This window comes from Streptomyces spinosisporus, assembly GCF_022698145.1.
Taxonomy (GTDB): domain Bacteria; phylum Actinomycetota; class Actinomycetes; order Streptomycetales; family Streptomycetaceae; genus Streptomyces; species Streptomyces spinosisporus.
This window is the reverse complement of sequence record NZ_JALDAX010000017.1, coordinates 143,167-168,691: the sequence shown is the minus strand read 5'-3', so window position 1 is coordinate 168,691 and position 25,525 is coordinate 143,167. Positions and strand designations below refer to the sequence as shown.

The window sequence follows — 25,525 nt, the reverse complement described above, 5'->3', positions numbered from 1 at the left end:
CCGGGTGCTCATCTGCCCTCGGCGAGCGGGATGAGCACCTGGGCCTGGCGGGCCTGCGGGACGCGGGGCTGCTGCGTCTCGTCGAGTCCGAAGGTGGTGAACGCCGTCCGGGCGGGCAGCGGATAGGTCTCCTTGCCGGTCAGGGAGTTGAGGATGGTGGCGCTGCGCCAGGCGGCGAGGCCCAGGTCGGGGGCGCCGACGCCGTGGGTGTGGCGTTCGGCGTTCTGGACGTAGAGGTGGCAGCCGGAGCCGCTGACGCAGGGGTCGAGGACGAGGCGGAACTGCTCGTCGACGCGCGGGCGTTCGCGGTTGTCGCGGCGCAGATAGGGGTCGAGGCCGGCCAGGAGCCGGTCGAGGGGACGCTCGCGGTAGCCAGTGGCGAGGACGACGGCGTCGGTGGTGAGCCGGGCGCGGGTGTTCTGCTGGACGTGTTCCAGGTGGAGTTCGACCTTGGTGGTGGCGAGGCGGCCGGCGGTGCGGACGCGGACTCCGGGGGTGAGGACGACGTCGGGCCAGCCGCCGTGCAGGGTGCGGTCGTAGAGCTCCTGGTGGATGGCGGCGATGGTGTCGGCGTCGATGCCCTTGTGGAGCTGCCACTGGCCGGTGACCAGACGGTCGCGGACGCCTTCGGGGAGGGCGTGGAAGTAGCGCGTGTAGTCCGGGGTGAAGTGTTCGAGGCCGAGCTTGGAGTACTCCATGGGGGCGAACGCCTCGGTGCGGCCGAGCCAGTGCAGTTTCTCGCGGCCGGCGGGCCGGGCGCGGAGCAGGTCGAGGAGGATCTCGGCGCCGGACTGGCCGGATCCGATGACGGTGATGTGGTCGGCGGCGAGGAGCCTGTCGCGGTGGGCGAGGTAGTCGGCGGCGTGGATGACGGGTACGCCGGGGGCCTCGACGAGCGGTTTGAGGGGGTCCGGGACGTGGGGTTCGGTGCCGATGCCGAGCGCGATGTTCCTGGTGTAGGTGCGGCCGAGGGCCTCGGCCTCCCCGTCTGCGTCGAGCTGGGTGAAGTCCACCTCGAAGACGTCGCGTTCGGGGTTCCAGCGGACGGCGTCGACCTGGTGGCCGAAGTGGAGTCCGGGGAGGTGGTCCGCGACCCAGCGGCAGTAGGCGTCGTACTCGGCGCGCTGGATGTGGAAGCGCTCGGCGAAGTAGAAGGGGAAGAGCCGGTCGCAGGCCTTGAGGTGGTTGAGGAAGGTCCAGGGGCTGGCGGGGTCGGCGAGGGTCACCAGGTCGGCGAGGAAGGGGACTTGGATGCGGGCGCCGTCGATGAGCAGGCCCGAGTGCCAGTCGAAGGCGGGGCGTTGTTCGTAGAAGGCGGTGTCGAGTTCGGCGAGGGGCTGCGCGAGGGCGGCGAGAGAGAGGTTGAAGGGGCCGATGCCGATGCCGACCAGGTCGCGGGGGGCGTCGGGCTCGTGGTGGGGGGGGTGGGGGGTGGTGCTCATCGGGGGGTGGTTCCTTCCACAAGTGCTTCGGCTTCCGCGCCTGGTTCGGTCGGCTCGGTGGTCGGGTGGGTGGCCTTTTCGACGAGGGCGAGGAGGGCGGCCAGGTCGGTGGGGCGGGTGTCGGCGTTGAGCAGGGTGGCCTTGAGCCAGAGCCGGCCGTCGGGACGGGCGCGGCCGAGGACGGCGTGCCCGTGGTGGAGGAGGCTTCGGCGTACGGCGGCGACGGTGTCGTCCCCGGCGTGGGCGGGCCGGAACAGGACCGTGCTGATGGTGGGCCGGGCGTACAGGTCGAAGCCGGGGTGGTCCTGTACGAGCGCCGCGAACTCCCGGGCGCGGCCGCAGACCTGGTCGACGAGGGCGCCGAGGCCGCTGCGGCCGAGCGTCTTGAGTGTGACGGCGATCTTGAGGATGTCGGGGCGGCGGGTGGTGCGCAGGGAGCGGCCGAGGAGGTCGGGCAGGCCGGCCGCGAGGTCGTCGTCGGCGTTCAGATAGTCCGTGTGCTGGTCCAGGGCGGCGAGGTCGCGGGGGTGGCGCACCGCGAGGAGCCCTGCGGCGACCGGCTGCCAGCCCAGTTTGTGCAGGTCGAGGGCGATGCTGTGGGCGCGCTCCAGACCGGCGAGCTTCTCGCGGTGCCGGTCGCTGAACAGCAGGCCCCCGCCGTAGGCGGCGTCGATGTGCAGCCGGACGCGGTGGGCCCGGCACAGGGCGGCGATCTCGGGCAGGGGGTCGATGAGTCCCGCGTCGGTGGTGCCCGCGGTGGCGGCGACCAGGTGGGGACCGGGGTGGGCGGTGAGAGCCTTGTCGAGGGCGGCGGGGTCGAGGGTGCCGGTGGGGGCGGGGACGATCACCGGGTCGGGCAGGCCGAGGAGCCAGGCGGCGCGGGGCAGTGAGTGGTGGGCGTTGGCGCCGCAGACCAGCCGGACGTCGCTGCCGTGCAGTTCGCGGGCCAGCAGCAGGGCGATCTGGTTGGCCTCGGTGCCGCCGGTGGTGACGACGGCGTCGGAGGCGCCGGCCTCCCTGGCCAGGGCCCGGGTGACCAGGGCTTCGAGCGCGGAGGCGGCCGGAGCCTGGTCCCAGGAGTCGAGGGAGGGGTTGAGGACGCTCACGGCGAGGTCGGCGGCGGTGGCGACGGCCAGGGGCGGGCAGTGCAGATGGGCGGCGCACAGCGGATGGGCCGGGTCGGCCGCGCCCTCGGCGAGGGCGCGCACGAGGGTGCGCAGGGCGTCGGGCTCGCCGTCCTGCGGCAGTACGTCCCCGACGGCGTCGTGCACACGCGCGGTCACGGCGTCCGGTCCCCCGGCGGGCAGCGGGCCTCCGCGGGCGCGTGCGCCGTCTTCCAGCGCGTCGAGCACGGTGTCGAGCAACGGTCGGAGGGCGCCGCGGCCTTCGGGGCCCGAGGCGAGGGCCGGTGTACTCATGGATTCCTCCCGGGCGCGCAGGCAGAGGGAGTTCCAGCTTGTACGCGGATGCGTGCGCGTGCCCGGAGAGTCAACGATCGGAACCCGAAAGGGGGTACGCCCTGCGGGGCTTCAGCGGGGGGGTTGGGGGGTGGGTTTGGGGTGCCGGTGGCTGGGGGCTGCCGCCCCCAGGCCCCCGCTCCGGCCCTGGACGGGCCTTGTCCTCAAACGCCGGACGGGCTGAAAGTTCACCGACCGGCGCTCAGCAGAATGTCACCCCTCCCTGACTCGCAACGCCCTGGCCAGGTCGTCCAGTTGGTCGACCAGTTTCCTGCGCAGGGCCGGGATCGGGTGGGCGTCCTTCAGGCAGGACTCGCCCAGGCGGAGGGTCTCGGTGTCGACCGCGTGGAGCGGGAAGGCCCAGCGGCCGGCGGCGTCGGCGATGGCGGGGCCGCGGCGGGCGGAGACGGTGACCGCGTCCTCGTAGTAGCGGGGGACGTAGTCGCGGACCAGGTCGGCCTGTTCGGGCTGCCAGAAGCCCTGGGCCGTGGCGATGAAGAGGTAGTTGGACAGGTCGGTGCGGTCGTCGCCGCCGAACATCGCCTCCCAGGCGCGGGCCTTGGCCTGGGCGTCGGGCAGGGCGGCGCGGCAGCGGGCGGCGCCCTCCTGGCCGGTGGCGGAGGGGTCGCGGTCCAGTTCGGCGGCGATCGTGGACTCGTCGGTCGCGCCGAGGACGGCGAGCCGGCCGAGGATGCGCCAGCGCAGCTCGGGGTCGAGTTCCGGGCCGCCGGGGACGGTGCCCTCGGCGAACCAGGCGGCGATGGTGTCGGGGTGGGCGGCGGCGTCGATGAAGTGGCGTACGGCGATCAGGCGCAGACCGGGGTTGTCGCCGTCCTCGGTGCGGCGGATGAGGTCGCGGCACAGGGAGGAGAGGGTGCCGAGGGCCGCCGGGCGGGCCTCGGGGGTGAGGTAGCGGTCGGTCACCTGGGCGGAGGCGAAGGCCAGGACGCCCTGCACGAGCGCGAGGTCGCTCTCGCGCGGGAGGTGGGCGCGGGCGGCCTCCAGGTAGGCGGCGGGCGGGAGTTGGCCGTCACGGACGGCGTCCCGCAGGGCGTTCCAGACGACCGCGCGGGTCAGCGGGTCGGGCAGGCCGGACAGGCCGGTGCGGATCGCCTCGAAGGAGTCGTCGTCGAAGCGGATCTTGGCGTAGGTGAGGTCGCCGTCGTTGAGCAGGAGCAGGGCGGGGCGCTTGCCGAGGGCGTGGGGTTCGCTCTGCGGGACGTCGAGGTCGATGCGCTCGCGCAGGGTGAGGTGGCGGTCCTCGTCGGCGACGTCCTGGTCGTAGAGGCCGACGGCGATGCAGTGCGGGCGGCTTCCGGTGCGCTCCACCTGGAGCGTGTACGTGCCCGAGTCGCCGCGGGCCACGACCGGGCTGAGCGTGTCGACTCCGGTGGTGCGCAGCCAGGCGTCGGCCCAGGCGTGCACGTCGCGTTCGGTGGCGGAGGCGAGGGAGTCGATGAAGTCGGCGAGGGTGGCGTTGGCGAACTTGTGGCGCGCGAAGTGGGTGTTGATGCCGGCGAGGAAGTCCTTCTCGCCGAGCCAGGCCACGAGCTGGCGCAGCGCCGAGGCGCCCTTGGCGTAGGAGATGCCGTCGAAGTTGAGGAGGGCGGAGGCCGTGTCGTCGACGTTCTCGGGGGCCACGGGGTGGGTGGAGGGGCGCTGGTCGGCGTCGTAGCCCCAGGCCTTGCGGGCGACGCCGAAGTCGGTCCAGGTGTCGGTGAAGCGGGTCGCTTCGGTGAGGGTCTGGTAGCCCATGTACTCGGCGAAGGACTCGTTCAGCCAGATGTCGTCCCACCAGCGCAGGGTGACGAGGTCGCCGAACCACATGTGGGCCATCTCGTGGGCGATGACCATGGCGCGGGTCTGCCGCTCGGTGTCGGTGACGGCGGAGCGGTAGACGAACTCGTCGCGGAAGGTGACCAGGCCCGGGTTCTCCATGGCTCCGGCGTTGAACTCCGGGACGAACGCCTGGTCGTAGGAGTCGAAGGGGTAGGGCTCCTGGAACTTCTCGTGGTAGCGGTCGTAGCACTGCTTGGTGATCTCGAGGAGTTCGTCGGCGTCCGCGTCGAGGTGGGGGGCGAGCGAGCGGCGGCAGTGGATGCCGAAGGGCAGGCCGCGGTGTTCGGTGCGCACGGAGTGCCAGGGGCCGGCGGCGACGGCGACGAGGTAGGTGGAGATCAGCGGGGTGGCGGCGGCCCGCCAGCGGCCCTCGCCGAGGTGTTCCGTGATGCCGTTGGCGAGGACGCTCCAGCCTTCGGGGGCGGTGACCGTCAGCTCGAAGACGGCCTTGAGGTCGGGCTGGTCGAAGGCGGCGAAGACGCGCTGCACGTCCTCCATGAACAGCTGTGTGTAGACGTAGGTCTCGCCGTCGGTGGGGTCGGTGAAGCGGTGCATGCCCTCGCCGGTGCGGGAGTAGCGCATGCGCGCGTCGATGTGCAGCTCGTGCTCGCCGGCGGTGAGGTTCTTCAGCGGCAGGCGGTTCTCGCGCAGGGTGTCCGGGTCGAGGGGCTGTCCGTCGAGTGTGGCGGAGCGCAGTTCGGCGGGCTTGAGCTCCACGAAGGTGTCGGCGTCCGTATGCGCGCTGAACCGGATCACGGTGCGGGAGTCGAAGGTCTCCTCGCCGGTGGTCAGGTCGAGTTCGATCGTGTAGCGGTGGACGTCGAGGAGCTTGGCACGGGTCTGCGCTTCGTCGCGCGTCAGTACGGACATGCAGGTAATGCTGCCCGATGCCACTGACAAGTCACAGGGGATATGGGGGCGGGGTGCTACGTCCGTTCCTCTTCGAGCTCCCCGTTGTGCGCCCGGCCCGCCCGCTGTACGGGGACGTGGGCGTCCGGGTGGGGCAGGGCGGGGCCGCGCGGGAGGGGAATTTCGGCTTCTGCGTGGTCCTTGACCAGGGCGCGCAGCTCGCGGACCTCCTGTTCGAGGTCGAGGTAGCGGCGGTGGCTGTCGAAGAGGTAGCGGACCTTGGTGCGCAGCGCCCAGGGGTCGATGGGCTTCATGACGAGGTCGGCGACGCCCAGTCCGAAGGCCGCGGAGGTCAGGACGTGGTCCAGTCCGAAGCCGGTGAGCAGGATGACCGGAATGTGTTGGGTCTGTTCCACGCGGCGCATGTAGCGGACGACGTCGAGTCCGCTGACGCCGGGCATGCGGACGTCGAGCAGGAGCAGACCGACCTGCCCGCGGAGCACCTGCTTGAGCGCCTCGTCGCCACTGGTGGCCCGGCCCAGCAGGTACCCCAGCGGAGCAAGTGCGCTCTCCAGGGCGTACAGCGTGTCCTCGTGGTCGTCGACGATGAGGATCTTGGCATCCGGCATGGCCCGACGTCCCTCCCGCGTGGACAACCAGCTTATGACCGGAGCGCTGACGAAGCGTGCTCGTCAGCTGACAAGGAGTGCACAGCGCAGCATGCCTCGCGCGGGCCCCCGTGTCACGCCCTCAGTGGCATCTGCCGAGGTCAATTCGCCGTTTTTGCGGAGCCGTTCACGGCGTCCTCGGCGATGCGCTCGTGGTGGCGGATGACTTCGGCGATGATGAAATTCAGGAACTTCTCAGCGAACGCCGGATCGAGTTTGGCGCTCTCGGCGAGCGAGCGCAGCCGCTCGATCTGGCGGGCCTCGCGGGCCGGGTCGGCGGGCGGCAGCCGGTGCTCGGCCTTGAGGTGGCCGACCTGCTGTGTCGCCTTGAAGCGCTCGGCGAGCATGTGGATGACGGCCGCGTCGATGTTGTCGATACTGTCGCGCAGCCTGGACAGTTCCTCGCGGACGGCGGGGTCGACGTCCTGGGTGCCGGTGTTGCTGGTGGTCATGGGGGTCCACCCTAGGGCAGGCTCTCGGGGGCGGGCGGGGCTTCGATCATCGGTGGATCGTCGGGGTCGGGTACCTGGTCGCTCCAGCCGCCGGGGACGGTGCGGTACTGCTGTGCGCGGAAGCGCACGGGTGGCATGCCGACGCGGCGGGTGAACAGCCGGGAGAAGTAGGCGGGGTCGTCGTAGCCGACGCGGCGGGCGACGGCGGCGACGGGCAGTTCGGTGGCGGCGAGGAGTTCCTTGGCGCGGCCGAGGCGGATGCCGAGCAGATAGTCCTTGGGGCTGCAGCCGGCGCCGCGGCGCACGGCGGTGCGCAGCTCGGCCGGGGTCATGCCGTGCCGGGCGGCGTGCTCGGCGACCGACATGGGCAGACAGGCGTCGCGGGCGAGCGCCTTGAGGACGGGGTCGCCGCCGGGGGCGAGGTCGGCTCTGGCGCGGCGCAGGGCGACGAGCAGTTCGTGGACGGCGGCGCCGGTCTCCACCTCCAGCAGGGGGTTGCCGCGCCGGGCGGCCCGCGCGATGCGGCCGATCACGCCGCGTGCGCCGGTGGCGTCGGAGAGGGGCACGACGGGGCGGTCCGGCTCGATGTAGCCCAGTTCGGTGTAGGTGGCGACGGCGGGCCCGGAGAAGACGACGAAGCCCTCGTCCCAGCCGCCGTCGGGACCGGCGCCGTAGTGGTGCGGCACGCCGGGGGTGAGCCACAGCAGGGCGGGCGCGGTGACGGTCGTACGGGTGCCGTCGGGTGCGAGGTACCAGCCGCCGCCCGCGCTGACGACGACGGCGACATGGTGGTCGAGGGTGCGGGGGCCGACGGTGGGCAGCGCGCCGTACTGCAGGCCCACGCCGAGGCAGACGAGACCGAGCCGGTGGTGGGCCGGTCCGGGCGTGAAGAACCGCATCCAGGTCTGGTACATCCCGCGCCCCTTCCTTGCGTCACTCAAGTCTGCGTCTCGTTTCGGTCCACGTGTCTGCGTCTCGTTTCGGTCCAAGTGGCGGTGATCTTTGTCCATGGACATGATCGCCGCCCGCGAGCGAGGGTGGGGCGCATGAGCGAGTTCGGGGTCGGGGACCGGGATTTCCTGCTGGACGGGCGGCCGGTGCGGCTGCTGTCCGGCGCGCTGCACTACTTCCGGGTGCACGAGTCGCACTGGGATCACCGGCTGGCGATGCTGCGGGCGATGGGCCTGAACTGCGTGGAGACGTATGTGCCCTGGAATCTGCACGAGCCGGCGCCGGGCGAGCACCGGGACGTGGCGGCGCTCGGCCGCTTCCTGGACGCGGCCCGTCGGGCGGGGCTGTGGGCGATCGTGCGTCCGGGGCCGTACATCTGCGCCGAGTGGGAGAACGGCGGGCTGCCGCACTGGCTGACCGGCGAGCTCGGCACGCGCGTGCGTACCCGCGACGAGACGTATCTGGCGCACGTGCGGCGCTGGTTCTCGCGTCTGCTGCAGGAGATCGTGCCGCGGCAGATCGACCGCGGCGGACCGGTGGTCCTGGTGCAGGTCGAGAACGAGTACGGCAGCTACGGCTCGGACGCCGCGTATCTGCGCCGGCTGGCCGGCCTGCTGCGCGAGCTGGGTGTCACCGTTCCGCTGGTCACATCCGACGGGGCGGAGGACCACATGCTGACCGGCGGTGCGATCCCCGGGGTGCTCGCCACGGTGAACTTCGGCTCCCGCGCGCGTGAGGCGTTCCGGACGCTGCGCCGCCACCGCCCCGAGGGGCCGCTGATGTGCATGGAGTTCTGGTGCGGCTGGTTCGACCGGTGGGGCGGCGAGCACGCCACCCGCGACGCCGGGGACGCGGCGGCCGCCCTGCGGGAAATCCTTCAGTGCGGGGCCTCCGTCAACCTCTACATGGCGCACGGCGGCACCAGCTTCGCCGGCTGGGCGGGCGCCAACCGGGGCGGCGGCGACCTGCACGAGGGACCGCTGGAGCCGGACGTGACGTCATACGACTACGACGCCCCGGTCGACGAGTACGGACGGCCGACGGAGAAGTTCTGGCGTATGCGCGAGGTCCTCGCCGAGTACGCCGAGGGCCCGCTGCCCGAACCCCCCACCCCGCCCGCGCGGTTGGGCGCCCCTGCCGAGGCTGAGCTGGCCGGGTGGGCGCCCCTGGACGTCGTACTGGAGGCGCGGGGCGGTCCGGAGAGGTCGGCTCCCGTGCCGCCCACCTTCGAGGAGCTGGACGTGGACCGGGGGCTCGTGCGCTACGCGGTGACGGTGCCCGGCCCGCGGCAGCCGTACCCGCTGATCGCGCGCGGCCTGCGGGACCTGGCCGTGGTGTACGTCGACGGCGAGCGGGCGGGGGTGCTCACCGAGGGCGACGAGCAGCTCAAGGAGCCGGTCGCGGGGCACGCGCGCGTGGAGCTGTGGGTGGAGTCCCTGGGGCGCGTGAACTACGGGCCGCGCAGTGGGGAGGCCAAGGGCATCACCGGTGGTCTGCTGCACGAGCGGCAGTATCTGCACGGGGTACGCGCGCGTGGGCTGCGGCTGGACGCGCTGGACGACATCACGGACATTCCCTTCGGGCCGCTTCCGCTGGACGGCGGCCCGGGGCTGTACCGCGGCACCGTGACGGTGCGCGGCGCCGGGGACGCACGGCTCGAACTGCCGGGCCGCGGGCGCGGGTTCGCCTGGGTCAACGGATTCTGTCTGGGCCGCTACTGGTCCGTGGGCCCGCAGCGCTCGCTGTACGTGCCCGGTCCCGTGCTGCGCGAGGGCGAGAACGAGGTGTGGCTGCTGGAACTGGACGGCTCGGACCCGGCCGGGGCCGGGGGTGTGCTGCTGCGGGGCCTGTAGGGCGTCCAGGATTCCGGCCGCGGGCATGCCCGGGAGAACGGCCGGGAAAATCCGCTCACCTCCCCGTAGAGTGGGATCGGGTGCAGGGCGTCCTGGGGGTTCTGGCGTGGCGAACGGCGGACCGGTCGAGCACGGTTTCCCACACCTGGAGACGGTGCGGGAGGCCATCACCGCGCTCTACAAGCGGTTGTCGTACGACACGATCCAGACGTTCTCGGGGAGCGTCGCCCCCGCGGACGTGGCCTTCGCCGACACGGACGATCTCCATCTGGGCACGCAGCGCGTGGCCCGTGAGCTGGTCCGTCACTACCACCTCCCGGACGCCCACATGATCGTCGGCTTCCGGGAGATGGAGCACGCGGCGAACATCGAACTCGCCGCGGGCCCCGAGTACTTCGTCGAGCTGAACGACCGCTTCCGCACCCACCGCCGGGACATCGGCGCCGCTCTGGCGCACGAGATCATGCACGTCTATCTGCACCGTCTGGATCTGTCGTTCCCCGGCACGCGCGCCAACGAGATCCTCACGGACACGGCGACGACGTATCTGGGCGCGGGCTGGCTGCTGCTGGACGCCTACCGGGAGGACTCGGCGTCCTCGCAGAAGCTCGGGTATCTCACGCCCGAGGAGTTCGGCTACGTCCTGGCCAAACGCGCGCTGATCTTCGACGAGGACCCGTCGATCTGGTTCACCAGCCCCCAGGCCTACGAGGCCTACACCCGGGGCATGGCCAAGGCCCGCCACGACGAGCAGCAGCCCCCGCTGACGGCGGCCGGCTGGGCGGGCCGCCGCCGCTACGCCCGCGACCGCCGCCACGCCCAGGACCACCACTCCCCCACCTCACACCCCGGCACGGCCTACTCCTTCACCCCGGACGGCCGCGGCCCCCTGCGCGTCTCCTTCCCGTGCCCCACCTGCCACCAACGCATCCGGGTACCGGTCCGGGGCCGCGTCCGCGCCCGCTGCGGGCTGTGCCGAACGGTGCTGGAGTGCGACACGTAGCGGACGCTACGGCGGCCCGGAGGCCTGCCGGGCCCCGCCCCCGCAGAACCACGCACAGCGCCGCACTCGCGGCAAGGGCCGCGATCATCCGCGACGCCACCGGGCCTGGCGCGTACGGCGGGCCGGCGGAGCGGCGGTCCGGCGGACCCGACGCATACGGCAGTCCGGCGGACCGGCGCACTCGACGCGTACGGCTGTCCCGTGATCCGGCGGACTCGACGCGTACGGCTGTCCCGTCGTCCGGCGGTCCGGCGGACCCGACGGGCCAGCAGACCGGCGGACCCAACGCATACGGCAGACCGGCGGACCCCGCGGGCCAGCAGACCGGCGGACCCAACGCGTATGGCGGACTGGCGGGCCCGGCGCGTACGGCTGCCCCGGCGGACCGGCGGACCCGACGCGTAGAGCGGACCGGCAGACCCGGCGGACCGGCGGACCCAGCGGGGTCGCGTAGCACCGTCCCGGCCTCAGCGATCATCAGCCCTGGCAGGAGCGGCCGGCCCCGGTGCGTGTGGTCGTCGGTCGCGGCCGGTGCGATGAGGCAGGTGCCGGCCCGAGCAGGGCGCGGCGAGCCCGGCAGCCGGCCGACCGGCTGTGCGGTCCACTCACCGGTTGTGCGGCCGGCCGACCGGCCGAGCACGACCGACTGTGCGGTCAACCCACCGGCTGCACGGCCGACCAACCGGCCGAGCACGACCGCCCGTGCGGTCAACCCACCGGCTGCACGGCCGACCAACCGGCCGAGCACGACCGCCCGTGCGGTCAACCCACCGGCTGCGCGGCCGGCCGGCCGAGCGCCTCATGCCCCGTACACCGCCCCCGGCACCCCCGCCTCCGCCAGTAGTTTCCGGGTCGTCTCGCCCGCCTCGGTCGGGGTCCAGCGTGCCCCCTTGTCGGCGCTCGGGCCAGGGCGCCAGCCCTCCATGACGGTGATCCGGCCGCCCTCCGCCTCGAAGACGCGGCCCGTGACGCCCGTGCTTGCGGCCGAGCCGAGCCAGACGACGAGTGGGGAGACGTTCTCGGGGGCCATCGCGTCGAAGCCGCCGGCAGGAGCGGCCATGGTCTCGGCGAAGGTGCGTTCCGTCATGCGGGTGCGGGCCGCGGGCGCGATCGCGTTGACCTGGACGCCGTAGCGGGCGAGTTCGGCGGCCGCGACCAGCGTCAGCCCGACGATTCCGGCCTTCGCGGCGCTGTAGTTGCCCTGCCCGACCGACCCCAACAGGCCCGCTCCGCTGCTGGTGTTGACGACGCGAGCCACTGGTGTGCGCCCCGCCTTGGCCTGCGCCCGCCAGTGCGCGGCCGCGTGCCTGAGCGGCAGAAAGTGGCCCTTGAGGTGGACGCGCATCACCGCGTCCCAGTCGTCCTCGTCGAGGTTGACCAGCATCCGGTCGCGCAGGAACCCGGCGTTGTTGACGAGCGTGTCGAGGCGGCCGTACGTCTCCAGGGCGGCCGCGATCAGGGAGGCCGCCCCTTCGGTGGTGGCGATGTCGCCGCCGTGCGCGACCGCCTCCCCACCCGCCGCCCGGATCTCCTCGACGACCTGCCCGGCAGGACCGCTCTCCTCGACGACCTGCCCGGCCGGGCTGCCGCCGCCGCGCGTGCCGTCCAGCCCCACGCCCAAGTCGTTCACGACGACCCGCGCCCCCTCCGCCGCGAACGCGAGCGCGTGCGCCCGTCCGAGCCCGCGCCCGGCGCCGGTGACGACCACGACCCGCCCCTCGCAGATTCCGCTCATCTCACCGCTCCCTGTGGGTGGTTGCCGCGTCCAGAAAGGCGGGCCGTTCCCCGCCCCCGTGCACGAGCAGGCTCGCCCCGCTGATGTAGGCGGCGGCGTCGGAGGCGAGGAAGACGGCCGCCGCGCCGACGTCCGCGGGCACGGCCATCCGGCCGAGCGGCACCGTACGCGCGACGGCCTCGATGCCGTCCTCGTCGCCGTAGTGGAGATGGGCGAGTTCGGTGCGGACCATGCCCACCACAAGGGTGTTGACCCGCACCTCGGGCGCCCACTCCACGGCCATCGAGCGCGCGAGGTTCTCCAGACCCGCCTTCGCCGCGCCGTAGGCCGCCGTGCCGGGCGAGGGGCGGGTGCCGCTCACGCTGCCGATCATCACCACCGACCCCCGGGCGCGCCGCAGTTGCTCGTACGCGGCGAGCGAGGCCGTCAGCGGGGTGAGGAGGTTGAGCTCGACGACCCGGGCGTGCCACTGGGAACCGGACTGGTCGAGCCTGCGGTACGGGGCGCCGCCCGCGTTGTTCACCAGCACGTCGACGCGGGGCAGCCCGGCGAAGAACGCGCGCACGGCGTCGGCGTCGCGCAGATCGACGGAGACGAACTCCGTTCCCCCGACGGGCTCTTCGGGCGGTCTGCGGGCGCACGTCACGACCTCGGCGCCGGCCTCGACGAAGGCCTTCGCGATCCCGGCCCCGACGCCGCGGGTGCCGCCGGTGACGACCGCGACCTTCCCGTTCAGTCCCATGCGCGGCTACCCTTCCACCTAACAAACGTTTGGTGGAAAGGTAGCTGATGCGCCCATGAGTGTCTCCACCTCGTCACCGGAAAACGGGCCGGAAATGGAGGGGAGTGAGGGAAAGGAGGGCATCGCCGTCGTGACGGTCGACTTCCCGCCGGTGAACGCGCTGCCGGCGGACGGCTGGTTCGCCCTGGCCGACGCCCTGCGCGCGGCAGGCCGCGACCCGCGGGTGCGCTGCGTGGTACTGGCCGCGGAGGGGCGGGGGTTCAACGCCGGCGTGGACATCAAGGAGATACAGGCGCGGGGCACGAGCGCCCTGGTCGCCGCCAACCGCGGCTGCTTCGAGGCGTTCGCGGCGGTGTACGAGTGCGCCGTGCCGGTGGTGGCGGCGGTGCACGGCTTCTGCCTGGGCGGCGGCATCGGCCTGGTGGGCAACGCGGACATCATCGTGGCGAGCGAGGACGCCGCCTTCGGACTGCCCGAGCTGGACCGGGGCGCCCTGGGCGCGGCCACGCATCTGGCCCGGCTGGTCCCGCAGCATCTGATGCGCGCGCTGTACTACACCTCGCGCACCGTGAGCGCGGCCGAACTGCACCGGCACGGCTCGGTGTGGCAGGTCGTGCCGCGCGAGGAACTGCGGTCGGCGGCACTGGAGTTGGCGCACGAGATCGCCGCCAAGGACGGTGAGCTGCTGCGGCTGGCCAAGTCCGCCATCAACGGCATCGACCCCGTCGACATACGCCGCAGCTACCGCTTCGAGCAGGGATTCACCTACGAGGCGAGCGCGGTCGGGGTGGCCGACCGGGTGCGGGACACCTTCGGGACGTCTTCGGGAGGGACGCAGTGACCGACAAGACGATGACCGCCGAGCAGGCCGTCTCCCGGCTGGAGAGCGGCATGACGCTCGGCATCGGCGGCTGGGGCTCGCGCCGCAAGCCCATGGCCCTGGTCGGAGCACTGCTGAGGTCCGGCGTCACGGACCTCACGGTCGTCTCCTACGGCGGCCCCGACGTCGGCATGCTCGCGGCCGCCGGGCGGATCCGCAAACTGGTCGCGCCCTTCGTCACGTTGGACTCGATCCCCCTCGAACCGCACTACCGCGCGGCCCGGGAGTCGGGCGCCTTCGAGCTGATGGAGGTCGACGAGGCGATGTTCATGTGGGGGCTGCACGCGGCGGCGAACCGGCTGCCGTTCCTGCCGGTGCGGGCGGGGATCGGATCGGACGTGATGCGGGTCAATCCCGGTCTGCGGACGGTCACTTCGCCGTACGAGGACGGGGAGACGTTCGTGGCGATGCCCGCCCTGCGGCTGGACGCCGCCCTGGTGCATCTCAACCGCGCCGACCGGCTGGGCAACGGGCAGTATCTGGGCCCGGACCCGTACTTCGACGACCTGTTCTGCGAGGCGGCCGAGGCGGCGTACATGAGCTGTGAACGGATCGTCGACACGGCCGAGTTGACGAAGGAGGCGGCCCCGCAGACCCTGCTGGTCCAGCGGCACACGGTGACGGGCGTCGTGGAGGCGCCGAACGGCGCGCACTTCACCTCCTGCGCACCCGACTACGGCCGGGACGAGGACGCGCAGCGGGAGTACGCGACGACGCCGTGGCCGGAGTACGCCGCACGGCATCTCGCCCCGTCCGAGGGGGCGCGGTCATGACCGGCACCCGTGTCGCCCTCCTCCCGCCCACCCGAGCCGAGTACTGCGTGATCGCCTGCGCCGAGGCCTGGCGCGGCAACGGCGAGGTGCTGGCCGGCCCCATGGGCCTGATCCCCGCCGTCGGCGCCCGTCTGGCGCGGCTCACCTTCGCACCGGACCTTCTCCTGACCGACGGTGAGGCGCTGCTCGTCCGTCCGGACGGGACGACCGAGGGCTGGGTGCCGTACCGCAAACACCTCGCACTGGTCACCGGCGGCCGGCGGCACGTGATGATGGGCGCGAGCCAGATCGACCGGTTCGGCAATCAGAACATCTCCTGCATCGGCGACTGGGAGCGGCCGAAACGGCAGTTGCTCGGGGTGCGCGGCGCGCCGGTCAACACCCTGAACAACCCGACGAGTTACTGGGTCCCCAGGCACGCCCGGCGGGTCTTCGTCGAACGGGTCGACATGGTCTGCGGAGTCGGCTACGACCACGCCGACGGAGCACGCCACCACCGCATCCCACGCGTCGTCTCCAACCTGGGCGTCTTCGACTTCGCCACCCCGGACCACTCGATGCGACTGGCCTCACTGCACCCCGGCGTCACGCTGCAACAGGTCCGGGAGGCGACCTCCTTCGAGCTGACCGTGCCGGACGAGGTCCCGGCGACCCGCGAACCCACCCCGGAGGAGCTCCACCTCATCCGCGAGGTGATCGACCCGGGCAACACCCGGGCCAGGGAGGTCGGTTCGTGAGGGAGACGGAGCGGACCCGGCCGGTCGGGATACACGACCCGATCGCTCGTGGCGGAAGGGCGGGTTCCTGATGCAGACCGCGCTGACCCGGCTGGTCGGGGTGCGGCACCCGATCGTGCAGACGGGCATGGGCTGGGTGGCGGGGCCGCGTCTGGTCTCCGCAGTGGCGAATGCGGGCGCCCTCGGCATTCTGGCGTCCGCGACCATGTCCACCGATCGGTTGCGTGAGGCGATCCGGGAGGTCAGGTCCCGTACCGACGCGCCCTTCGGGGTCAATCTGCGGGCCGACGCCTCCGACGCCGGCGACCGGGTGCGCATCATGATCGAGGAGGGCGTACGGGTGGCGTCCTTCGCGCTCGCCCCCTCCGCCGAGTTGATCGCGGAGCTGAAGGAGGCGGGCTTGATCGTCATCCCGTCCGTGGGCGCACGGCGGCATGCCGAGAAGGTCGCGGCCTGGGGTGCGGACGCCGTGATCGTGCAGGGCGGTGAGGGCGGCGGGCACACCGGCGAGGTCGCGACGACGGTGCTGCTGCCGCAGGTGGTGGACGCGGTGCGCACACCCGTCGTGGCGGCGGGCGGATTCTTCGACGGCCGGGGACTGGTCGCGGCGCTGGCGTACGGGGCGGCGGGCGTCGCGATGGGCACGCGGTTCCTGCTCACCTCGGACTCGACGGTGCCGGCCGCGGTCAAGGCCCGCTATCTGGCGGCGACCGTCAAGGACGTCACCGTGACCACGGCGGTGGACGGCTTGCCGCACCGGATGCTCCGTACGGACCTGGTGGACACGCTGGAGAGCTCCGGGCGCGCGCGAACCCTGGTGCACGCCGTGCGCCGGGCGGCCGGGTTCCGCAGGCTCTCCGGGCTCACCTGGCGGCAGATGGTGCGCGACGGCCTCGCCCTCAGGCACGGCAAGGAGCTGTCCTGGAGTCAGGTCCTGCTCGCCGCGAACACCCCGATGCTGCTCAAGTCGTCGATGGTGGACGGCCGTACGGACCTCGGCGTGATGGCGTCCGGGCAGGTCGCCGGGGTGATCGACGACCTGCCGTCGTGCGCGGAGCTGGTGCGGACAGTGATGTCTGAAGCGAACGAGGTCATCGGCGCGCTGGCGGCGGGCGGTGCTTCCACTCGCGCGTGACGCGGACGCACCGGGGGCCGCCGACGCGGCTCCCGGCGCTCCGGCGCTCCGGCGCTCCGGCGCCCTCAGACCCGTTCGATGATCGTCACGTTCGCCTGACCGCCACCCTCGCACATCGTCTGCAGCCCGAACCGCCCGCCCGTGCGCTCCAGTTCGTGCAGGAGCGTCGTCATCAGCTTGGCGCCGGTCGCGCCGAGCGGATGGCCGAGGGCGATCGCGCCGCCGTTGACGTTGACCTTCTCCGGGTCGGCGCCCGTCTCCTTCAGCCAGGCCAGGACGACGGGTGCGAAAGCCTCGTTGATCTCGACGAGGTCGAGGTCGTCGATGGTCAGGCCGGTCTTCTTCAGGGCGTGGGCGGTGGCCGGTATCGGCGCGGTGAGCATCCGGATCGGGTCCTCGCCCCGTACGGAGAGGTGGTGCACGCGCGCGCGTGGCGTGAGCCCGTGCTCGCGCACCGCCCGCTCCGAGGCGAGCAGCAGCGCCGCCGCACCGTCGGAGACCTGTGAGGAGCAGGCGGCGGTGACGGTCCCGCCGTCGAGGACGGGCCCCAGCGCGGCCATCTTCTCCAGGGAGGTGTCCCGGCGCGGCCCCTCGTCCACGGCGACCTCGCCGTACGCCACGGTCTCCCGCTCGAAGCGGCCCTCGTCGATCGCCCTCAGCGCCCGCCGGTGCGAGCGCAGGGCGAACTCCTCCTGGTCCTGGCGGGTGATCCCCCACTTCGCGGCGATCATCTCGGCGCCGGCGAACTGGTTGACGGGCCGGTCGCCGTAGCGCGCCCGCCAGCCCTCGCTGCCGGCGAACGGGCCCTGGGTGAAGCCCAGCGGCTCGGCGGCCTGGCGGGTGGCGAAGGCGATCGGGATCTGCGACATGTTCTGCACGCCGCCCGCGACCACGAGGTCCTGGGTGCCGGAGAGCACGGCCTGCGCCGCGAAGTGCACGGCCTGCTGCGAGGAGCCGCACTGCCGGTCGACGGTGACACCCGGCACCTCCTCGGGCAGCCCGGCCGCCAGCCAGCAGGTCCGCGCGATGTCCCCGGCCTGCGGCCCCACCGCGTCCAGACAGCCGAACACGACGTCCTCGACGGCGGCCGGGTCCGCCCCCGCGCGCGCCATGAGCTCCTTCAGTACATGCGCGCCCAGGTCGGCCGGATGGACGTCGCTCAGTCCACCCCGGCGCCGCCCGACGGGCGTGCGGACGGCTTCGACGATGTAGGCCTCGACCATGGCAACTCCCTCGGCAGTAAGGGCTATTCGCGTACGGCGATCCCGTCCAGCACCATCGAGAGGTACTGCCGGGCGATCTCCTCCGGGCTGTGCTGTCCGCCCGGCCGGTACCAGGACGCGGCGACCCACACGGTGTCGCGCACGAACCGGTAGGTGAGCCGGACGTCGAGGTCGGCCCGGAAGACCTGGGCGGCGACCCCGCGCTCCAGCGTGGACAGCCACGCCTTCTCGAACTTGCGCTGCGACTCGGCGAGGAACGCGAACCGCTCCTGCGCGACCAGCTGCTTGCTCTCCTTCTGGTAGATCGCGACGGCGGCGCGGTGCCGGTCGATCTCCCTGAACGACTCGGTGACCAGGGCCTCCAGGGTCTCCCGCGGCCCCGACTCGGCTTCCAGGACGGCGTCGTAGCCGCCCCAGAGCTCGTCGAGGAAGCTGCGCAGGATCTCCTCCAGCATCGATTCCTTGGAGTCGAAGTGGTAGTAGAGGCTGCCCGCGAGCATGCCCGCGTGGTCCGCGATCTTGCGTACGGTGGTGGCGTTGTAGCCCTGCTCGGCGAAGACCTCGGCGGCGGTGTCGAGGAGTTCGCGGCGCCTGGCGGGGGCGGCGGTCACCTGGGGCTTCTTCCGGATCGGTTTCTTGGTCGGCACGCTTCCATTGTGATCCGCTCCGGTCCTCAGGGGTGCTGGCTGCTGACGGAGACGACCTCTCCGGTCAGATACGAGGAGTAGCCGGACGCCAGGAACACGATGACGTTGGCCACCTCCCAGGGCTCGGCGTATCTCCCGAAGGCCTCCCGTGCGGTCAGTTCCTCCAGCAGCTCGGGGGTCGTCACCTTCACCAGGTGCGGATGCATGGCGAGGCTCGGCGAGACGGCGTTGACCCGCACTCCGAACTCGGCGGCCTCCAGCGCCGCGCAGCGGGTGAGCGCCATGACGCCCGCCTTCGCGGCGGCGTAGTGCGCCTGGCCGGCCTGGGCGCGCCAGCCGACGACCGAGGCGTTGTTGACTATCACTCCGCCGCGTCCGTCCTCGCGCATCAGCCGCAGGGCCGCCCTGGTGCAGCGGAAGGTGCCGTTCAGCGTCACGTCGAGGACGCGGCCCCACTGTTCGTCGCTCATCTCGACGAGGTGCGAAGTGCCGCCGAGTCCCGCGTTGTTGACCACCACGTCCAGCCGTCCGTGCTCGTGGACGGCGGTGTCGAAGAGGGCCTGCACCTGGCTCTCGTCGGTAACGTCGCAGGGCAGGGCGGTCACCCGGGACGTCCCGAACTCACCGGCCAGCTCTGCCTCGTACTCCTTGAGCCGCCGCACATGCGCGTCGCTGACCAGCACGCGCGCCCCCTCCTCCAGGAAGCGCCGTGCGGTCGCGCCGCCGATGCCCGCGCCGGCGGCCGCGGTGACGACGGCGGTGCGGCCCCTGAGCAGGCCGTGCCCCGGTTCGTACACAGGCCTCTCGACGACTGTCATGGCTCCACGCTAACCTACCAAACACTTGTTAGGGAAGGATGGCAGTCGATGGATCTCGCCTTCACGCAGGAAGAAGAGGCCTTCCGCGCCGAGGCCCGGGCGTGGCTCGCCGCCCATGTGCCGGGCGCCGCTCTGCCGTCCCTGGAGACCGCGGAGGGGTTCGCGGCCCACCGCGCGTGGGAGGCCGAGCTCGCCGCGGACCGCTGGTCGGTCGTCAACTGGCCGGTGGAGTACGGCGGGAGGGGCGCGGACCTGGTCCGCTGGCTGCTCTTCGAGGAGGAGTACTGGTCGGCGGGCGCACCGGGCCGCGTCGGGCAGAACGGCATCAGTCTGCTCGCGCCGACCCTCTTCGACCACGGCACCGAGGAGCAGCGGGCGCGTGTGCTGCCGTCGATGGCCACCGGCGAGGTCGTGTGGGCGCAGGCCTGGTCGGAGCCGGAGGCGGGCTCGGACCTGGCGTCCCTGCGGTCTCGTGCGCGGCGCACGGACGGCGGCTGGCTGCTGAGCGGCCAGAAGACCTGGTCGTCGCGGGCCGCGTTCGCCGACCGGGCCTTCGGGCTGTTCCGCAGCGAGCCCGACCTGCCCAAGCCCCACCAGGGGCTGACCTATCTGATGTTCGACCTGCGCGCCCCCGGTGTCACGGTCCGCCCGATCGGCCGGCTCGACGGGAAGCCGGCGTTCGCCGAGCTGTTCCTGGACGAGGTGTTCGTCCCGGACGAGGACGTGATCGGCGAGCCCGGCCAGGGCTGGCGGATCGCGATGTCGACGGCGGGCAACGAGCGGGGGCTGATGCTCCGCTCCCCCGGCCGCTTCCTCGCCGCCGCCGAGGCGCTGCGCACGCTCTGGACGGACCGCGGCAGCCCGCGGCACGAGGAGGACCGGGTGGCCGACGCCCTGATCGGCGCCCGCGCATACCAGCTCTTCACCCACGCGGCGGCCTCCCGCTTCCTTGAGGGCGATCCCCTCGGCGCGGAGTCCAGCCTCAACAAGGTCTTCTGGTCCGAACTGGACCTCGCCCTGCACGAGACGGCGCTCGATCTGCTGGGCGAGGAGGGCGAGTTCGCGGACACCCCCTGGTCCGAGGGCTACGTCTTCTCCCTCGCCGGCCCCATCTACGCAGGCACGAACGAGATCCAACGCGACATCATCGCCGAACGCCTCCTGGGGCTGCCGAAGGGACGCCGCTGATGCGCACGGGCTCCGCCGGGGCGGGAGGCACGGTCACGCGCGCGAGGGTGACGACGCGGAGGACCGAAGCAATGCCCGGGTCCATGAAGGGACGCCGCTGATGCACGAAGACTCCGGCGGCACAGGGGACGAGGTCACGCGCGCGAGGGTCACCGCGCGGAAGCCCGATAAGGAGCCCGGCTCCACGAAAGGACGCCGCTGATGCACGAAGGGTCCACCGGCACAGGGGACGCGGCCACGCGCGCGAGGGTGACCGCGCGGAAGCCCGAAGGACAGCCGGGCTCCACGAAAGGACGCCGCTGATGCGCTTTCTGCTGGACGTCGAACAGCGTGCCTTCGCCGCCTCGTTGGACGCGATGCTGACGGCGGCGGACACGCCTTCGGTCGTACGGGACTGGAGTCGCGGTGACCACACGAGCGGGCGCGCCCTGTGGTCCCGTATCGCCGAGGCCGGGGTCTTCTCCCTGGCGGTCGAGGAGAAGTACGGCGGCATGGGCCTGCGGCCCGTCGAACTCACCGTCGCCTTCATCGAGTTGGGGCGGCACGCGGTGCCGGGCCCACTGGTGGAGACGGTCGCGGCTGCTGTGCTCCTCGACGGCCTCGACGAAGCCTGCCGCGCCGAACGCCTGCTGCCCGCGCTGGCCTCCGGCGCGTCGGTGGCCACCTTCACGACAGGCCGGTACGCGCTCGACGCGGACATGGCCGACGTACTCCTGGCGGTCGCTGACCCGTGCACTGCGGTGCCGGGGCCGCCGCCCGCGGCCACCCTGTACGTCACGCCCCCGCCGGACCACCCGGAGGGGCCACCCACCCCGGCCGACCGACCGAGCAGGCTGCCCCACACCACGGCCGACCCACCCACCCGAGCCCGACACCCAGCCGCACCGGTACCGCACCCGGCCACATCCGCCCCACAACCTCCCGCGCCGGCCCCGCACCCGCCCGCGCCGAACTCGCCCCCGCCCGGGCCGAACTCACACCCTCCCGCGCCGGTCCCGCCCCCTCCCGCATCCACCCCACAACCTTCTCCCTCCGCCCCACAACCTCCCACGCCAGCCCCGCACCCACCCGCGCTGGTCCCGCACCCATCCGCATCCACCCCGCCCACACCCACATCCGCATCCGCACCCGCACCCACACCCACCTCACCCTCCCCCACGAACCCCCCACACCCATCCCTCGACCCCGCCCGCCGCCTCTTCCCCCTCCCCCCCGGCGGGGACCCCCTCCCCACCAGCCCGCAGGTCTCCGAAGCGGCCGCCCGTGCCCTGCTCCTGGCCCGGCTCGCTACCGCTGCTCAAGCTCTCGGTGTCGGTGTCGCGCTGCTCGACAAGACCGTTGCCTACGTCAAGCAGCGCACCCAGTTCGGTGTGCCCATCGGGTCGTTTCAGGCCGTCAAGCATCGGCTGGCGGATGCGAAGATCGCGTTGGAGTTCGCTCGCCCTCTGCTGTTCGGGACCGCGCTGACGCTGAGCCCGGGCGATGTCGCCGCGGCGAAGGTCGCGGCGTGCGAGGCGGCGTACCGGACGGCCCGTACGGCGCTGCAGTTGCACGGCGCGATCGGCTACACCGCGGAGTACGACCTGTCCCTGTGGCTGACCAAGGCCCGCGCCCTGCGCACCGCGTGGGGCGGACCGCGCACCTGCCGGGCCCTGGTCCTCAGTGGTGGTGGTCGCCGCTGGTGAGCTCCCGATACTCCTCCACCGTCGGCTTCGGGATGCGCGACTCCGACCCGAACATGGCCTTGGACAGCTGCGCCCGCACCCGCTGGGAGATCGTGACCGGCCGCCGCACACCGTTCGCGTCGACCCGCGGCCCGATCTCGTACGGCGGCTCCTGCTCGTGCTGGGTGAGCGTGAACAACTGGTCCTGGCCCAGGGGCTCGTGGACCTCGACGAACTCCCCGTGCGGCAGCCGCTTGATGGTGCCGCTCTCCCTGCCGTGCAGCACCTTGTCCCGGTCCCGGCGCTGCAGGCCCATGCAGATCCGTTTGGTGACCAGGAACGCCACCACCGGCACCACGAAGAAGGAGACCCGCACGAACCAGGTGATCGCGTTGATGGACAGATGCAGATGCGTGGCCACGATGTCGTTGCCGCCGCCGATCAGCAGCACCCCGTACAGGCTCAGCCAGGCCACGCCGAGACCGGTGCGCACGGGCATGTTGCGCGGCCGGTCCAGGATGTGGTGCTCACGCTTGTCACCGGTGATCCAGGCCTCGACAAAGGGATAGACGCCGATGGCGAGCATGATCAGCGGGAAGAGCGAGAAGGGGATGAAGACGCCCAGCTCCAGCGTGTGACCCCAGAAGTTGATCTCCCATCCCGGCATCACCCGGATCAGGCCCTCGGAGAAGCCGAGATACCAGTCGGGCTGGGCGCCGGTGGTCACCAGATCCGGCCGGTAGGGACCGAAGGCCCAGACCGGGTTGATGCTGGCGACGCCGCCCATGATCGTCAGCACACCGAAGACGAGGAAGAAGAAGCCGCCCGCCTTGGCCATGTAGACCGGCAGGAAGGGCATGCCGACCACGGACTTCTGGTCCCGTCCGGGCCCCGGGTACTGCGTGTGCTTGTGGTAGAAGACCAGGATCAGATGGGCCACGACCAGGCCGAGCATGATCCCCGGCAGCAGCAGGACATGGATCGGGAAGAGCCGCGAGATGATGTCGTGCCCCGGGAACTCCCCGCCGAACAGGAACATGGACAGATACGTTCCGACGATCGGGACCGACAGGATCGCACCGTCCGCGAAGCGGATACCGGTGCCGGACAGCAGGTCGTCGGGGAGCGAATAGCCGGTCAGACCGGTGATGATGCCGAGGAACAGCAGGGTCCAGCCGAACAGCCAGTTCAGCTCGCGCGGCTTGCGGAAGGCGCCGGTGAAGAACACCCGCATCATGTGGATGAGCATGCCGGCGATGAAGACCACGGCCGCCCAGTGGTGGATCTGCCGGATCAGCAGTCCGCCGCGCACGTCGAAGCTGATGTCGAGCGTGGACTCGTAGGCCCGGGTCATCGGGACGCCGTTGAGCGGGGTGTACGAGCCGTGGTAGATCACCTCGACGCCGCTCGGCTCGAAGAACAGGGTGAGGTAGATGCCGGTGAGGATGAGGATCAGAAAGCTGTAGAGGCAGATCTCGCCCAGCATGAAGGACCAGTGGTCCGGGAAAACCTTGCGCATGTTGGCCTTGGCCAGCGAGTAGAGCCCCAGCCGCCCGTCGGCCCAGTCGGCGACGCGCTCGCCCTTGCCCGGCGGCTGCCTGCGTGCGGCAGTCGCCGTTTCGTTCCCCGATCGTGCGCCGTCCATACGTTCGTCGCCTCCCGTCGGATCATCCTCAGGGTGACACGACGGGGAGGCCAAGCCAACGGGGCGGTCAGGACGGCGGCAGGATCCCCTCCGATCGGGCGGCCACCAGCCACTTGGGGAACTCCCCGACGAGCCGGTCGTACAGCTCCGCGTCGGACACCTTCGCGGGGTCCTCGCCGGCGTGGAAGAACCCGGCGTTGTCCACCACCCGCTTGTCCGGGACCGCCAGGTCGTCGAGCCTGCGCAGGAAGTCGAACTGCTTGCTGTGCGGGTCCCCGAAGCCCACGAACTGCCAGAACAGCGGCAGCTTCGCCGCCTTGCACAGATACCGCTCCGCGGCGAGCTTGTTGATCGGGCCGCCGTCGGTCTGGAAGACGACGAGGGCGGGGGCGGTGGACCCGCTGTCCAGGTAGTGGTCGATGACCGCGTCCATCGCCAGGTGGTAGCTGGTCCTGCCCATGTGCCCGAGGCCGGCCACGATCCGCTCGATACGGCCCTCGTGGTCGGCCAGCGCGATGTCGGTCTCGGCGTCGACGTCCGTCGAGAAGAACACCACCGGCACCCGTCCGTCGTCGTCGAGATGCGCCGACAGCCCCAGCACCCGGTCCGCGAGCGCCTGCACGCTGCTGTCCTTGTAGTACGGCTTCATGGAGCCGGAGTGGTCGACCACCAGGTACACGGCGGCCCGCACACCCTCGATGCCGTGCCGGTGCAGCGAGGCCCCTGCGCTCTTGTAGGGACCGACCAGCGCGGGCGCGGTCTCCTCGATCTTCTGCAGACTGATCGCAACCATGGCCCCTACTCTCCCATCGGCAACCGGCGTTGGTTATTTTGTTCGCCGCCGTTCCCATCGGCTCACCATCCGTCCCACCGCGCCCTAGGAGCCGGCCGTGGAACCCGAGTCCGCCGTCACCACGTGCTATCGCCACCCCAAGGTGGAGTCCCATGTCCGCTGCACCCGCTGCGACCGGTACATCTGCCCGGACTGCATGCGTGAGGCGGCCGTCGGCCACCAGTGCGTGGAGTGCGTGAAGGAGGGCGCGCGGTCGGTACGGCAGGCACGTACCGCCTTCGGCGGCCGGATCACCGGTGTGCCCCTGGTGACGTACGTCCTGATCGGGCTCAACGTGCTCGCGTATCTGGGCGAGTTGGTGCGGTCCTCGGTCGTGGACCGGTTCGAGATGCTGGGCCGCGGGCTGGTCGGACCGGACGGCGGCCACTACGTGTGGCAGGCGGACTACCCCCCGGGCTATCACCCCGAGGGTGTCGTGGACGGTGAGTGGTACCGCCTGCTGACCGGCGCCTTCCTCCATCTCCCGGTCGCCGAGGGGACGTTCGGGATCCTGCACATCGTGATGAACATGGTGTCGCTGTGGAACATCGGCCGGGCCGTGGAGTTCCAGCTGGGCCGCATCCGCTACGTCGCGCTGTACCTGCTGTCGGCGCTCGGCGGCTCGGTGCTCGTCCTGCTGATCGCGCCCGACACCCCCACCCTGGGCGCGTCCGGGGCGATCTTCGGGCTCGGGGCGGCGTACTACGTGATGGCCCGCCGTCTCGGCGCCGACATGCGCAGCGTCAACCGCTTCATGGCGGGCCTGCTGCTGTGGCTGCTGATCTCCGCGGGCCTCACGTCCTGGCAGGGCCACCTCGGCGGTCTGCTGGCCGGCGGCGCGGTGACGCTGGCGTACGCGTACGCGCCCCGGGACCGGCGGCGCAACCTCGTGCAGGCCGGCACCTGTGTCGCCGTGCTGGCGCTGCTGGTGATCCTTTCGCTGGCGAAGGTCGCCGAACTGACCGTGTGACCGGCCGATGGAACATGTGCAC

At 72.0% G+C, this 25,525-nt stretch carries 21 protein-coding genes and 2 pseudogenes; 10 read left to right on the top strand and 13 right to left on the bottom strand.

The genetic code is table 11. The features are described from left to right. Positions 1 to 8: 8 nt before the first annotated feature. From MQN93_RS34525 to MQN93_RS34500, 6 genes are all read right to left on the bottom strand, one after another. Positions 9 to 1,442: a lysine N(6)-hydroxylase/L-ornithine N(5)-oxygenase family protein gene (locus tag MQN93_RS34525; protein ID WP_242712600.1), complete on the bottom strand. Its 1,434-nt coding sequence runs from the start codon at positions 1,440 to 1,442 to the stop codon at positions 9 to 11. Next, positions 1,439 to 2,860, bottom strand: coding sequence for a pyridoxal phosphate-dependent decarboxylase family protein (locus tag MQN93_RS34520; protein WP_242712599.1), 1,422 nt, complete (start codon positions 2,858 to 2,860; stop codon positions 1,439 to 1,441). Before MQN93_RS34520 ends, MQN93_RS34525 begins: the two co-directional genes overlap by 4 nt. 252 nt (positions 2,861 to 3,112) lie before the next feature. Then, positions 3,113 to 5,608, bottom strand: coding sequence for an aminopeptidase N (gene pepN / locus MQN93_RS34515; RefSeq protein WP_242712598.1), 2,496 nt, complete (start codon positions 5,606 to 5,608; stop codon positions 3,113 to 3,115). A 56-nt stretch (positions 5,609 to 5,664) separates the two neighbouring features. Then, complete coding sequence (locus MQN93_RS34510; RefSeq protein ID WP_016435932.1) at positions 5,665 to 6,216, bottom strand: response regulator; 552 nt, start codon at positions 6,214 to 6,216, stop codon at positions 5,665 to 5,667. Positions 6,217 to 6,356: 140 nt separating this feature from the next. After that, complete coding sequence (locus MQN93_RS34505; RefSeq protein WP_016435931.1) at positions 6,357 to 6,707, bottom strand: chorismate mutase; 351 nt, start codon at positions 6,705 to 6,707, stop codon at positions 6,357 to 6,359. Between the two features lie 11 nt (positions 6,708 to 6,718). Next, complete coding sequence (locus MQN93_RS34500; protein ID WP_016435930.1) at positions 6,719 to 7,621, bottom strand: helix-turn-helix domain-containing protein; 903 nt, start codon at positions 7,619 to 7,621, stop codon at positions 6,719 to 6,721. 132 nt (positions 7,622 to 7,753) lie between these two features. Here MQN93_RS34500 and MQN93_RS34495 point away from each other — a divergent pair, with 132 nt between their 5' ends. Together MQN93_RS34495 and MQN93_RS34490 are read left to right on the top strand one after the other, a co-directional pair. Next, entirely contained in the window at positions 7,754 to 9,511 is a 1,758-nt protein-coding gene (locus tag MQN93_RS34495) for a glycoside hydrolase family 35 protein (RefSeq protein ID WP_242712597.1), read from the top strand. A 106-nt stretch (positions 9,512 to 9,617) separates the two neighbouring features. Then, positions 9,618 to 10,514, top strand: coding sequence for a hypothetical protein (locus tag MQN93_RS34490; protein ID WP_242712596.1), 897 nt, complete (start codon positions 9,618 to 9,620; stop codon positions 10,512 to 10,514). Positions 10,515 to 11,313: 799 nt separating this feature from the next. On the opposite strand, the gene MQN93_RS34485 is transcribed toward MQN93_RS34490, so the two are convergent. Beyond that, complete coding sequence (locus tag MQN93_RS34485) at positions 11,314 to 12,249, bottom strand: SDR family oxidoreductase (RefSeq protein WP_242712595.1); 936 nt, start codon at positions 12,247 to 12,249, stop codon at positions 11,314 to 11,316. Between the two features lies 1 nt (position 12,250). Further along, on the bottom strand, positions 12,251 to 12,991 hold the full coding sequence (locus MQN93_RS34480; protein WP_242712594.1) for an SDR family oxidoreductase: 741 nt from the start codon (positions 12,989 to 12,991) through the stop codon (positions 12,251 to 12,253). Positions 12,992 to 13,046: 55 nt separating this feature from the next. On the opposite strand from MQN93_RS34480, the gene MQN93_RS34475 reads away from it, so the two are divergent. The 4 genes from MQN93_RS34475 (at position 13,047) to MQN93_RS34460 (ending at position 16,516) form a co-directional block, all read left to right on the top strand. After that, entirely contained in the window at positions 13,047 to 13,832 is a 786-nt protein-coding gene (locus MQN93_RS34475; protein ID WP_242712593.1) for an enoyl-CoA hydratase family protein, read from the top strand. Next, positions 13,829 to 14,644 (top strand): CoA transferase subunit A, encoded by an 816-nt coding sequence (locus MQN93_RS34470; RefSeq protein ID WP_016435924.1) that lies wholly within the window; start codon positions 13,829 to 13,831, stop codon positions 14,642 to 14,644. The genes MQN93_RS34475 and MQN93_RS34470 overlap by 4 nt, the downstream gene beginning before the upstream one ends. After that, complete coding sequence (locus MQN93_RS34465; protein ID WP_242712592.1) at positions 14,641 to 15,381, top strand: CoA-transferase subunit beta; 741 nt, start codon at positions 14,641 to 14,643, stop codon at positions 15,379 to 15,381. Before MQN93_RS34470 ends, MQN93_RS34465 begins: the two co-directional genes overlap by 4 nt. Positions 15,382 to 15,451: 70 nt before the next feature. Further along, entirely contained in the window at positions 15,452 to 16,516 is a 1,065-nt protein-coding gene (locus tag MQN93_RS34460; RefSeq protein ID WP_242712591.1) for an NAD(P)H-dependent flavin oxidoreductase, read from the top strand. A gap of 65 nt (positions 16,517 to 16,581) precedes the next feature. Here the strand turns inward: MQN93_RS34460 and MQN93_RS34455 are convergent, their stop codons facing one another. Genes MQN93_RS34455 through MQN93_RS34445 form a run of 3 tightly spaced genes read right to left on the bottom strand, consistent with a single transcriptional unit; the run spans position 16,582 to position 19,204 of the window. Beyond that, a complete protein-coding gene (locus MQN93_RS34455; protein ID WP_242712590.1) occupies positions 16,582 to 17,739 on the bottom strand; it encodes an acetyl-CoA C-acetyltransferase in 1,158 nt (385 codons plus the stop codon). Between the two features lie 23 nt (positions 17,740 to 17,762). After that, positions 17,763 to 18,386: a TetR/AcrR family transcriptional regulator gene (locus tag MQN93_RS34450; RefSeq protein WP_016435920.1), complete on the bottom strand. Its 624-nt coding sequence runs from the start codon at positions 18,384 to 18,386 to the stop codon at positions 17,763 to 17,765. Between the two features lie 26 nt (positions 18,387 to 18,412). Continuing rightward, entirely contained in the window at positions 18,413 to 19,204 is a 792-nt protein-coding gene (locus tag MQN93_RS34445; RefSeq protein ID WP_242712589.1) for an SDR family oxidoreductase, read from the bottom strand. Positions 19,205 to 19,252: 48 nt separating this feature from the next. Here MQN93_RS34445 and MQN93_RS34440 point away from each other — a divergent pair, with 48 nt between their 5' ends. From MQN93_RS34440 to MQN93_RS34430, 3 genes and pseudogenes are all read left to right on the top strand, one after another. Next, positions 19,253 to 20,392, top strand: a complete 1,140-nt coding sequence (locus MQN93_RS34440; protein WP_242712588.1) for an acyl-CoA dehydrogenase family protein — start codon at positions 19,253 to 19,255, stop codon at positions 20,390 to 20,392. A gap of 302 nt (positions 20,393 to 20,694) precedes the next feature. After that, a pseudogene (locus tag MQN93_RS34435) lies at positions 20,695 to 20,982 on the top strand (acyl-CoA dehydrogenase family protein); the annotation flags it as partial. A gap of 576 nt (positions 20,983 to 21,558) precedes the next feature. Next, positions 21,559 to 22,077, top strand: a pseudogene (locus MQN93_RS34430) (acyl-CoA dehydrogenase family protein); the annotation flags it as partial. Here the strand turns inward: MQN93_RS34430 and qcrB are convergent. Then, complete coding sequence (qcrB, locus tag MQN93_RS34425; protein ID WP_016435916.1) at positions 22,052 to 23,701, bottom strand: cytochrome bc1 complex cytochrome b subunit; 1,650 nt, start codon at positions 23,699 to 23,701, stop codon at positions 22,052 to 22,054. The pseudogene MQN93_RS34430 and the gene qcrB overlap by 26 nt on opposite strands. Before the next feature lie 67 nt (positions 23,702 to 23,768). Beyond that, positions 23,769 to 24,494 carry a vWA domain-containing protein gene (locus tag MQN93_RS34420; RefSeq protein WP_242712587.1) on the bottom strand — a complete coding sequence of 242 codons (726 nt, stop codon included), beginning with the start codon at positions 24,492 to 24,494 and terminating at the stop codon, positions 23,769 to 23,771. Positions 24,495 to 24,591: 97 nt separating this feature from the next. Between MQN93_RS34420 and MQN93_RS34415 the strand changes: the two genes are divergently transcribed. Beyond that, positions 24,592 to 25,503, top strand: coding sequence for a rhomboid family intramembrane serine protease (locus MQN93_RS34415; RefSeq protein WP_242712586.1), 912 nt, complete (start codon positions 24,592 to 24,594; stop codon positions 25,501 to 25,503). Positions 25,504 to 25,525: the final 22 nt, after the last annotated feature.

Excerpts from the sequence above, each read along its gene's own strand:
- MQN93_RS34460 (WP_242712591.1), top strand. The coding sequence starts at position 15,452 with ATGCAGACCGCGCTGACCCGGCTGGTCGGGGTGCGGCACCCGATCGTG.
- MQN93_RS34485 (WP_242712595.1), bottom strand. The coding sequence starts at position 12,249 with ATGAGCGGAATCTGCGAGGGGCGGGTCGTGGTCGTCACCGGCGCCGGG.
- MQN93_RS34525 (WP_242712600.1), bottom strand. The coding sequence starts at position 1,442 with ATGAGCACCACCCCCCACCCCCCCCACCACGAGCCCGACGCCCCCCGC.
- MQN93_RS34480 (WP_242712594.1), bottom strand. The coding sequence starts at position 12,991 with ATGGGACTGAACGGGAAGGTCGCGGTCGTCACCGGCGGCACCCGCGGC.
- MQN93_RS34510 (WP_016435932.1), bottom strand. The coding sequence starts at position 6,216 with ATGCCGGATGCCAAGATCCTCATCGTCGACGACCACGAGGACACGCTG.
- MQN93_RS34505 (WP_016435931.1), bottom strand. The coding sequence starts at position 6,707 with ATGACCACCAGCAACACCGGCACCCAGGACGTCGACCCCGCCGTCCGC.
- MQN93_RS34445 (WP_242712589.1), bottom strand. The coding sequence starts at position 19,204 with ATGACAGTCGTCGAGAGGCCTGTGTACGAACCGGGGCACGGCCTGCTC.
- MQN93_RS34500 (WP_016435930.1), bottom strand. The coding sequence starts at position 7,621 with ATGTACCAGACCTGGATGCGGTTCTTCACGCCCGGACCGGCCCACCAC.
- pepN (WP_242712598.1), bottom strand. The coding sequence starts at position 5,608 with ATGTCCGTACTGACGCGCGACGAAGCGCAGACCCGTGCCAAGCTCCTC.
- MQN93_RS34520 (WP_242712599.1), bottom strand. The coding sequence starts at position 2,860 with ATGAGTACACCGGCCCTCGCCTCGGGCCCCGAAGGCCGCGGCGCCCTC.
- MQN93_RS34475 (WP_242712593.1), top strand. The coding sequence starts at position 13,047 with ATGAGTGTCTCCACCTCGTCACCGGAAAACGGGCCGGAAATGGAGGGG.
- MQN93_RS34455 (WP_242712590.1), bottom strand. The coding sequence starts at position 17,739 with ATGGTCGAGGCCTACATCGTCGAAGCCGTCCGCACGCCCGTCGGGCGG.
- qcrB (WP_016435916.1), bottom strand. The coding sequence starts at position 23,701 with ATGGACGGCGCACGATCGGGGAACGAAACGGCGACTGCCGCACGCAGG.
- MQN93_RS34420 (WP_242712587.1), bottom strand. The coding sequence starts at position 24,494 with ATGGTTGCGATCAGTCTGCAGAAGATCGAGGAGACCGCGCCCGCGCTG.
- MQN93_RS34440 (WP_242712588.1), top strand. The coding sequence starts at position 19,253 with ATGGATCTCGCCTTCACGCAGGAAGAAGAGGCCTTCCGCGCCGAGGCC.
- MQN93_RS34465 (WP_242712592.1), top strand. The coding sequence starts at position 14,641 with ATGACCGGCACCCGTGTCGCCCTCCTCCCGCCCACCCGAGCCGAGTAC.
- MQN93_RS34495 (WP_242712597.1), top strand. The coding sequence starts at position 7,754 with ATGAGCGAGTTCGGGGTCGGGGACCGGGATTTCCTGCTGGACGGGCGG.